Source organism: Rhodoplanes roseus, from assembly GCF_003258865.1.
Classification (GTDB): Bacteria; Pseudomonadota; Alphaproteobacteria; order Rhizobiales; family Xanthobacteraceae; genus Rhodoplanes; species Rhodoplanes roseus.
Window position 1 is genome coordinate 1 of sequence record NZ_NPEX01000245.1, and the last position, 8,750, is coordinate 8,750.

General features: G+C 69.8%; 4 protein-coding genes. 3 read left to right on the forward strand and 1 reads right to left on the reverse strand.

From position 1 onward, the window contains the following. Positions 1 to 1,018 precede the first annotated feature (1,018 nt). Together CH341_RS24470 and CH341_RS24475 are read left to right on the forward strand one after the other, a co-directional pair. Positions 1,019 to 2,983: a peptidoglycan DD-metalloendopeptidase family protein gene (locus CH341_RS24470; RefSeq protein WP_111421597.1), complete on the forward strand. Its 1,965-nt coding sequence runs from the start codon at positions 1,019 to 1,021 to the stop codon at positions 2,981 to 2,983. Positions 2,984 to 3,235: 252 nt separating this feature from the next. After that, positions 3,236 to 4,603: a nucleobase:cation symporter-2 family protein gene (locus tag CH341_RS24475; protein WP_111421600.1), complete on the forward strand. Its 1,368-nt coding sequence runs from the start codon at positions 3,236 to 3,238 to the stop codon at positions 4,601 to 4,603. A gap of 98 nt (positions 4,604 to 4,701) precedes the next feature. On the opposite strand, the gene clpB is transcribed toward CH341_RS24475, so the two are convergent. Next, complete coding sequence (gene clpB, locus CH341_RS24480; RefSeq protein ID WP_111421598.1) at positions 4,702 to 7,299, reverse strand: ATP-dependent chaperone ClpB; 2,598 nt, start codon at positions 7,297 to 7,299, stop codon at positions 4,702 to 4,704. 267 nt (positions 7,300 to 7,566) lie between these two features. Here clpB and CH341_RS24485 point away from each other — a divergent pair, with 267 nt between their 5' ends. Beyond that, positions 7,567 to 8,658, forward strand: a complete 1,092-nt coding sequence (locus CH341_RS24485; RefSeq protein WP_111421599.1) for an NAD(P)/FAD-dependent oxidoreductase — start codon at positions 7,567 to 7,569, stop codon at positions 8,656 to 8,658. Positions 8,659 to 8,750 lie beyond the last annotated feature (92 nt).

Genomic DNA, 8,750 nt, shown 5'->3' on the forward strand with positions numbered 1-8,750 from the left:
GCCTCCGGAGGACCAAAGTCCCCGTGGAGCCGAAGCCCCTACCCTAGGTCATGAGCCGAAGCCCACACCCTGTCACGATCCGCCCGCTGTCGACGAAGCGATGCGCCCGACACCGTCGGGGTCCAGCGTTCCACGTCGAAATGAGGAACTCTAGAGACGCGCAATCGCGCCGAGGCGGCGGCGGCCCGTGATGACGCTTATATGCCCCCCTCCCGCTTCGAAGTCAACAACGATTTCGCAGAATTTTCGTTCTCCGAAATTTACTGGCATCCTCAATGGCTTGGGAGTCGGGCAGGGATCCTGACCCAACCCGCCCGAAAGCGTCCGAGTGACCGAAATTGAATCCGCGGCCGGCCTGCGTACTAAGCCCGACCCTCTCCGGCGGCCGGCAGCCGAGCAGAGGACCGGGACGCAGCCGGCGGCGTGGACGCTCATGCCGATCGTCGTGCCGCCCCTCGCCTGGCGCCAGGATCACGGGCGTTGCCGCGCCTCGCGAGGTTGGCGGTCCTTGGCTCGGGCCTCGATCACCACGACGGCGCTGTTCGCCGGCGCGTCCCGACGACGCTCGCCGCCTGGGATGTCCCGCCGTCGAATGACCGCCCCGCGCCTTCCGCCACGGGACCACCGGACCCGCGGGCCGGCGGGCGGCCGGCGCTCCGGTGGCGAGCGCCCGTCGAGACGCTCGTCCCCGGCCGGCCTCGATCCTTTCGGCTATTTCGGATTTCCCTGGGACACCCGATGTGTTGCGCCCGCACCACCGCGCCGGCGAACCGCGCGCCGGGGCGGCCCCGTCAAGGGCTTGGGCCCAATTGCGGCCACAAATTTCGGGAGTGTGTCGGATCACGGGTAAGGGGTTCCATTCCGGGATTCGGCGGCCACAGAACAATCGGCCGCCCGTCGCCTTGGTCCCGCTCCGCGTGACGCGGACGGAGGCTTGGCGCGCACCGCCGGGGGGCGGTGACGGATCGGGGATGGAGAGCGGCTCGCCAGGGCCGCTCGACCAGGGGGAACGGGGTCAGTGGATCAAGGCAGGCCGCGCGGGTCGTATCGGCCGGGACCGGGTCCCGTGGCCATCGATCTCGGCAACGAGCCACCGCTCTCGGTCGACGGCGAGGTCGGCGAGCTCGACCGTCGCCGCATCTCGGTCCAGTGGTTTTCCGGCACGATTCTCACCGGCCTGTGCGGCGCGGCCCTGATGGGCGGCGCCGTGTTCGCGGCGCTCGACGGCGAAGCCAATTTCGCCGCCAGCCCGGAGCGGTTCGAGGCTGGCCTGCGCGGCACGCTGGGCGGCCAGGGCGAGCGCGTCGGCCTGCGCAAGGGCGACCGGCTGCCGGCCGTCACCGAGTCGGTCGCCGCGCGCCAGGTCATCCGCGTCTCCACCACGGCCCGGATCGGCGATCGCGAGATGGTGCGGGTGCGGCCCTATGTACGGGTCGGCGCCAACCTGTCGCTGTCGCTCAGCGAGGCCTCGGCCGGCATTCCGCCGTTCAATCCGCAGAAGCTGATCGCCGAGCCGGGCACCAACACGGCGGCCAGCGAGGACGTGGCCAACGCCGCGCCGGACGCCGAGGTGACCTATGTGACGCGCGATCTCGGCACCGTGCTGCCGCGCGCCAAGATCGTCGTCTCGGTGCCGCTCGAGGACATTCTGGGCCGCGTGCGCGAGGCCGCCAACTGGACCGGCGCCGGCTCGACCCGCTACGCCTCGGCCGACCTCACCGGCGCCACCCGGCTGGCCTACGCGGTCGAGGGCGAGATCGACCCCTATGCCGGCTTCGAGGCGCGGATCGTTCCCGAGAACATCACGCTGCTGCCCAAGACGGCCAGCCAGACGACCGGCGGCCTCGCCGCCAACGAGCGCATCGTGCCGGTCAAGAAGGGCGACACGGTCGGCTCCCTGCTCAAGGAGCTCGGCGCGACGCCCGAGGAGATCAAGGCGATCGCCGCCCTGCTCGGCCCGCGCGGCCGCGACGGCAACCTCAAGGAAGGCCAGAAGCTCCGGGTCCTGATGTCGCCGCTGCCGAGCGGCCGTGCTCAACCGGCGCGAGTCGTTCTGATCGGCGAAACGACGATCGAGGCCGTCGTCGCGTTGTCCGATCTCGGAAAATACGTATCGGTCGACGTCCAGAGCGCCATGACCCAGCAGGTCACCGAGCCCGAGGACGACGACGACGACGGCACCGGCGTCCGCCTCTATCAGAGCCTCTACGAGACCGCGCTGCGCCACAACATCCCGCGCCCCGTGATCGAGGATCTGGTCCGCATCTACTCCTACGACGTCGACTTCCAGCGCAAGGCGCAGGCCGGCGACTCGTTCGAGGTCGTGTATGCGGGCGAGGACGACACGAACGGCCGCTCCGAGGTCCTCTATGCCGGCCTCGTGGTCGGCGGCGAGGCCAAGCGCTATTACCGCTTCCAGTCGGCCGACGACGGAATCGTCGACTACTACGACGAGACCGGCAAGAGCGCGAAGAAGTTCCTGGTCCGCAAGCCGGTCGGCGCCGGCATCATGCGGTCGGGCTTCGGCTCGCGGCACCACCCGATCCTCGGCTACACCAAGATGCACACCGGGGTGGACTGGGCGGCCCCGACCGGCACGCCGATCTTCGCCTCCGGCAACGGCACGGTCGAGAAGGTCGGCTGGGAGTCGGGCTACGGCAAGTACATCCGGCTCCGCCACGCCAACGGCTACGAGACCGCCTACGGCCACATGACCGCCTATGCGCGCAACATGGACGTCGGCACCAAGGTCCGCCAGGGCCAGGTGATCGGCTTCGTCGGCTCGACCGGCCTGTCGACCGGCGCCCATGTGCACTACGAGATCCTGGTGAACGGCCGCTTCGTCGACCCGATGCGGGTGCGCCTGCCGCGCGGCCGCGTGCTCGACGGCCCGGCGCTCGCCGGCTTCGAGCGCGAACGCGACCGGATCAACGGCATGGTCGGCCAGAGCACTGCCCGGATGGCGCAGAGCAGCCGCCCGTGACGTCTCCGTAAATTCTCGGACGTCAACTCTCTCGAAACGTGATCACGTCACGTGCGTTCTGCCGCAAAAGACGGCAGGCGTCGTGGCGTTCGTGCCGAGACCTCGGCCCACGAACCCGCGCCTGCCGCGTGCACGGCGACGCCGAACCCCCGCGGCCACGTCGTGGCACACGCCTTGACTGTCCTTTCGAGCCGGACGCCGTCAATCGTGAGGGGGAAAGCCTTGCAGCGCGCCATCGATCCCGTCGAAGAAATGCTCCCAATTCCGCGGCTGGTCACGCTCGGCCTGCAGCACGTCCTGGTGATGTATGCCGGCGCCGTCGCCGTGCCGCTGATCATCGGCCGCGCCCTCAAGCTGCCGCCCGAGGACGTCGCCTTCCTGATCAGCGCCGACCTGTTCGCCTGCGGCCTCGCCACGCTGGTGCAGTGCATCGGCTTCCCGGGGGTCGGCATCCGGCTGCCCGTGATGATGGGCGTCACCTTCGCCTCGGTCGGCCCGATGCTGGCGATGGCGACCCAGCCCGACATCGGCCTGCTCGGCATTTACGGCTCGGTGATCGCCGCCGGCGTGTTCGGCATCGTGATCGCGCCCTTCATCAGCCGGCTGCTGCCGTTGTTCCCGCCGGTCGTCACCGGCACCATCATCCTGGTGATCGGCATCACGCTGATGCGGGTCGGCATCAACTGGGCCGGCGGCGGCCTGCCGGCGTTCCCGGGCGTGATCGACGGCAAGGCCGTGATGGTGCTCAACGCCAATTACGGCCAGCTCGGCGGGCTCGGCATCGCCCTGTTCGTGCTCCTGGTCATCCTCGCCCTGATCAAATGGGGCAAGGGCTTCGTCGCCAACATCGCGGTGCTGCTCGGCATCATCGCCGGCGCCGTGCTGGCCTCGGCGCTCGGCGTGATGCATTTCGAGAAGGTGCTGTCGGCGCGCTGGTTCGACATCGTCATCCCGTTCCACTTCGGCACGCCGCAGTTCCACCTCGTCCCGATCGTGACCATGTGCATCGTCATGATCGTCGTGATGATCGAGTCGCTCGGCATGTTCCTGGCGCTCGGCGAGATGACGGGCCGCACGATCGACCGCAAGGCGCTGTCCCGCGGCCTGCGGGCCGATGGCGTCGGCACGCTGCTCGGCGGCATCTTCAACACCTTCCCCTACACGTCGTTCTCGCAGAATGTCGGCCTTGTCGGCGTCACCGGCGTGCGCTCGCGCTGGGTCACGGCGGCCGGGGGCGTCATCCTGCTGCTGCTCGGCCTGCTGCCCAAGATGTCGGCGCTCGTCGAGGCGGTGCCGCAGGTCGTGCTCGGCGGTGCCGGCATCGTGATGTTCGGCATGGTCGCGGCGACCGGCGCCCGCATCCTCACCGCGGTCGACTTCAAGCACAACCGCTTCAACCTGTTCGTCGTCGCCCTGTCGGTCGGCTTCGGCATGATCTCGCTGGTGGCGCCGAACTTCTTCCACCAGTTCCCGGTGGTGCTCAAGCCGCTGCTGGAGTCGGGCATCCTGCTCGCCGCCATCATGTCGGTCGGTCTCAACGCCTTCTTCAACGGCCTCGGCACGGCCGAGAAGGCCGAGCACGACGCCGCCGACGTGGCGGGCGCGGCGGAGCACGTGTGACGCACGGCACGAGGACGGCCGGCGCGCCGTCCCACCCATGACGACAAACGGCCGGGACGATGTCCCGGCCGTTTTCGTTTTCGGCGACCGCCGCTGCTCTACGCCGCCTGGGCGACGGCCTCGCCGTTGAAGGTGAGGCCGGACTTGCCGGCCGTGACCTTCACGGTCTCCTCGTCCTTGACCTTGCCGGACAGGATCAGCTCGGCGAGGGGGTCCTGCACGGCCTTCTGGATCGCCCGCTTCAGCGGCCGCGCCCCGTAGGCCGGGTCGTAGCCCTTGTCGGCGAGCCATTCCTTGGCGCGGGCGTCGAGCGTCAGCTTGATCTTGCGCTCGTCCAGCAGCTTCTGCAGCCGGCCGAGCTGGATCTCGACGATCCGCCCCATCTGCTCGCGCTTGAGCCGGTGGAACAGGATGATCTCGTCGACCCGGTTGAGGAACTCGGGCCGGAACGACATCCGCACCACCGCCATCACCTGCTCGCGCACCGCATCCGTGTCCTCGCCTTCCGGCTGGTCGACCAGGAACTGCGAGCCGAGATTCGACGTCATCACGATCAGGGTGTTGCGGAAATCGACCGTACGTCCCTGCCCGTCGGTCAGGCGGCCGTCGTCCAGCACCTGCAGCAGCACGTTGAAGACGTCCGGATGGGCCTTCTCGATCTCGTCGAACAGGATCACCTGGTAGGGACGCCGCCGCACCGCCTCGGTGAGCGCTCCGCCCTCCTCGTAGCCGACATAGCCGGGCGGCGCGCCGATCAGACGGGCGACGGAGTGCTTCTCCATGTACTCGGACATGTCGATGCGGACCATCGCGGTCTCGTCGTCGAACAGGAACTCGGCCAAGGCCTTGGTCAGCTCGGTCTTGCCGACGCCGGTCGGCCCGAGGAACATGAACGAGCCGATCGGCCGGTTCGGATCCTGCAGGCCGGCACGGGCGCGCCGCACCGCGGTCGAGACCGCGCGCACGGCCTCGGCCTGGCCGACGACGCGGCGGCCGATCTGCTCCTCCATCTTCAGGAGCTTGTCCTTCTCGCCCTGGAGCATGCGGTCGACCGGCACGCCGGTCCAGCGCGACACCACCTGGGCGACGTGATCGGCCGTCACGGCCTCCTCGACCATGGCACCCCTGCCCTCGGCCGCCTCGCTGGCGGCGAGCTTGCGCTCGATCTCCGGGATGCGGCCATAGGCGAGCTCGCCGGCCTTCTGGAACTCGCCGCGGCGCTGGGCATTGGCGAGCTCGACGCGGAGCTGCTCCAGCTCGGTCTTGAGCTTCTGGGCGTCCGAGAGCTTCTCCTTCTCGGCCTTCCAGCGGCTGGTCAGGTCGGCCGACTGCTTCTCCAGCGCGGCGAGCTCGGTCTCCAGGCCGCCGAGCCGGGCGCGAGATCCCGGATCGTGCTCCTTCTTGAGCGCCTCCTGCTCGATCTTCAGCCGGATGATCTCGCGGTCGATCGTGTCGAGCTCCTCGGGCTTGGAGTCGACCTGCATCTTCAGCCGCGCGGCCGCCTCGTCGACCAGGTCGATCGCCTTGTCGGGCAGGAAGCGGTCGGTGATGTAGCGGTTCGACAGGGTCGAGGCCGCGACGATCGCCGCGTCGGTGATGCGCACGCCGTGATGGGCCTCGTACTTCTCCTTGAGCCCGCGCAGGATCGAGATGGTGTCCTCGACGGTCGGCTCGCTGACGAAGACGGGCTGGAAGCGGCGCGCCAGCGCGGCGTCCTTCTCGACGTGCTTCTTGTACTCGTCGAGCGTGGTGGCGCCGATGCAGTGCAGCTCGCCGCGGGCGAGCGCCGGCTTCAGGAGGTTCGAGGCGTCCATCGCCCCGTCCGCCTTGCCGGCCCCGACCAGGGTGTGCATCTCGTCGATGAACAGCACGATGCCGCCGTCCGAGGAGGTCACCTCCTGCAGCACGGCCTTGAGCCGCTCCTCGAATTCGCCCCGGTACTTCGCGCCGGCGATCAGGGCGCCCATGTCGAGCGCCAGGAGCTTCTTGTCGTTGAGGCTCTCCGGCACGTCGCCGTTGACGATGCGCTGGGCCAGCCCCTCGACGATGGCGGTCTTGCCGACGCCGGGCTCGCCGATCAGCACGGGGTTGTTCTTGGTCCGCCGCGACAAGACCTGGATGGTGCGGCGGATCTCCTCGTCACGGCCGATGACCGGATCGATCTTGCCGTCGCGCGCCGCCTGGGTGAGGTCGCGGGCGTATTTCTTGAGGGCGTCGTAGGCGTTCTCGGCGGAGCTCGAATCCGCGGTCCGGCCCTTGCGCAGGGCCTCAATGGCGGCATTGAGGTTCTGCGGCGTGACGCCGGCGGCGGAGAGGGCCCTCCCCGCCTCGGAATCCTTCTCGATCGCCAGCGCGAGCAGCAGCCGCTCGACCGTGACGAACGAGTCCTTGGCCTTCTCGGCCGCCTTCTCGGCGGTGTCGAACACCCGGGCGAGCGCCGGGTCGATATAGAGCTGGCCGGCCCCCGAGCCGGCGACCTTGGGCCGCTTCTTCAGCGCCGCCTCGACGGCGCTCAGCACGTCGCGGGAGCGCCCGCCGGAACGATCGATCAGCCCGGCGGCGAGCCCCTCGGGGTCGTCGAGCAGCACCTTGAGCATGTGCTCGGGGGCGAACTGCTGGTGCCCCTCGCGCAGCGCAAGCGACTGCGCGGACTGGACGAATCCGCGTGCCCGATCGGTGTATTTGTCGAAATTCATGTGCTTCTCCCTCGGCCTGGCCCGCCCGCCCCGAAGGCGCGTGGGGACCATCGTCTCGGGGCGTGCCGTGAGCCCGCCCCTGGTTGTTTGCGGCACGGCCCGTCACGGCACCGCACCCTCGTTTCGAAATGTGGGAATGCGATCCCGTCCGCGGTAGGGGGCCGCCGACAATGTCGTGCATTCCGGGCGTCCCGGTTCCGCAATTGCGCACGGCCGACCAGGGTGTTAGCCGACGGGCGGCGGGCGCGGCCCGGCCGGGAGGGGCGCATGCAGGTTCTGGTGGTCGGGGCCGGGGTGGTCGGGCTCGCGGTGGCGCGGGCGGCGGCGCGGGCCGGGCACGACGTGATCGTCGCGGAAGCCGCAGGCGCCATCGGCACCGGCACCTCGTCGCGCAACAGCGAGGTGATCCACGCCGGCATCTACTACCCGCCCGGCTCAGTGCGGGCCTTCCACTGCGTTCGCGGCCGGCGGATGCTCTACGCCTATGCGCAGGCGCACGGGGTGCCGCATCGCAAATGCGGCAAGCTCCTGGTCGCCACCCGCGACGCCGAGCGCGCCAAGATCGAGACACTGTGCGCTCAGGCGAAGGCGAACGGCGTCGAGGGCATGACGATGCTGTCCGGAGCCGAGGCGACGACGCTGGAGCCGGCGCTGAACTGTGTCGCCGCGGCCCTCTCGCCGGAGACCGGCATCGTCGACAGCCACGCCCTGATGCTGGCGTTGCAGGGGGACCTGGAGGACGCCGGCGGGGTCGTCGCCTTCCGCACCCCGGTGACCGGGCTGTCGCCCGACCGTGCGGGCTGGGAGGTCCGCTACGGCGGGGCCGAGCCCGGCACCCTGACGGTCGACGCGGTGGTCAATGCCGCCGGCCTCGGCGCCCAGCGCGTCGCCGCCGCCACGGCGGGGCTGCCGCCCGTACGGGTGCCTCGGCTGGTGCTCGCCAAGGGCAACTATTTCCAGTACGCGGGCCGGCCGGTGTTCTCCCACCTGATCTATCCGACCCCGGTCGAGGGCGGGCTCGGCACCCATGTGACGCTCGATCTCGCCGGGCGGATGCGGTTCGGACCGGACGTCGAGTGGATCGACACCGAGAGCTACGACGTGGACCCGGCTCGGGCGGAAAAATTCTACGCCAGCATCCGGACCTATTTCCCGGCCCTGCCGGACGGGGCGCTGGCGCCCGACTATTGCGGCATCCGGCCGAAGCTGACCGGCCCGGGCGAGCCGGCCGCCGACTTCCTCGTCGAGGGTCCGGCCGAGCACGGCCTCCCGGGCCTGGTGAACCTCTTCGGCATCGAGTCGCCGGGCCTGACGAGCTGCCTGTCACTCGCCGAGGACGTGCTGGCGCGGCTGGGCTAGAGGCTGTCGTTCCGGGGCGCGGGCGGTGTCGCTCGGCTACGCGGTCGACCGCTTCAAGCTGATCGCCTTCGTGCTGTCGGCGACGCTCGCCG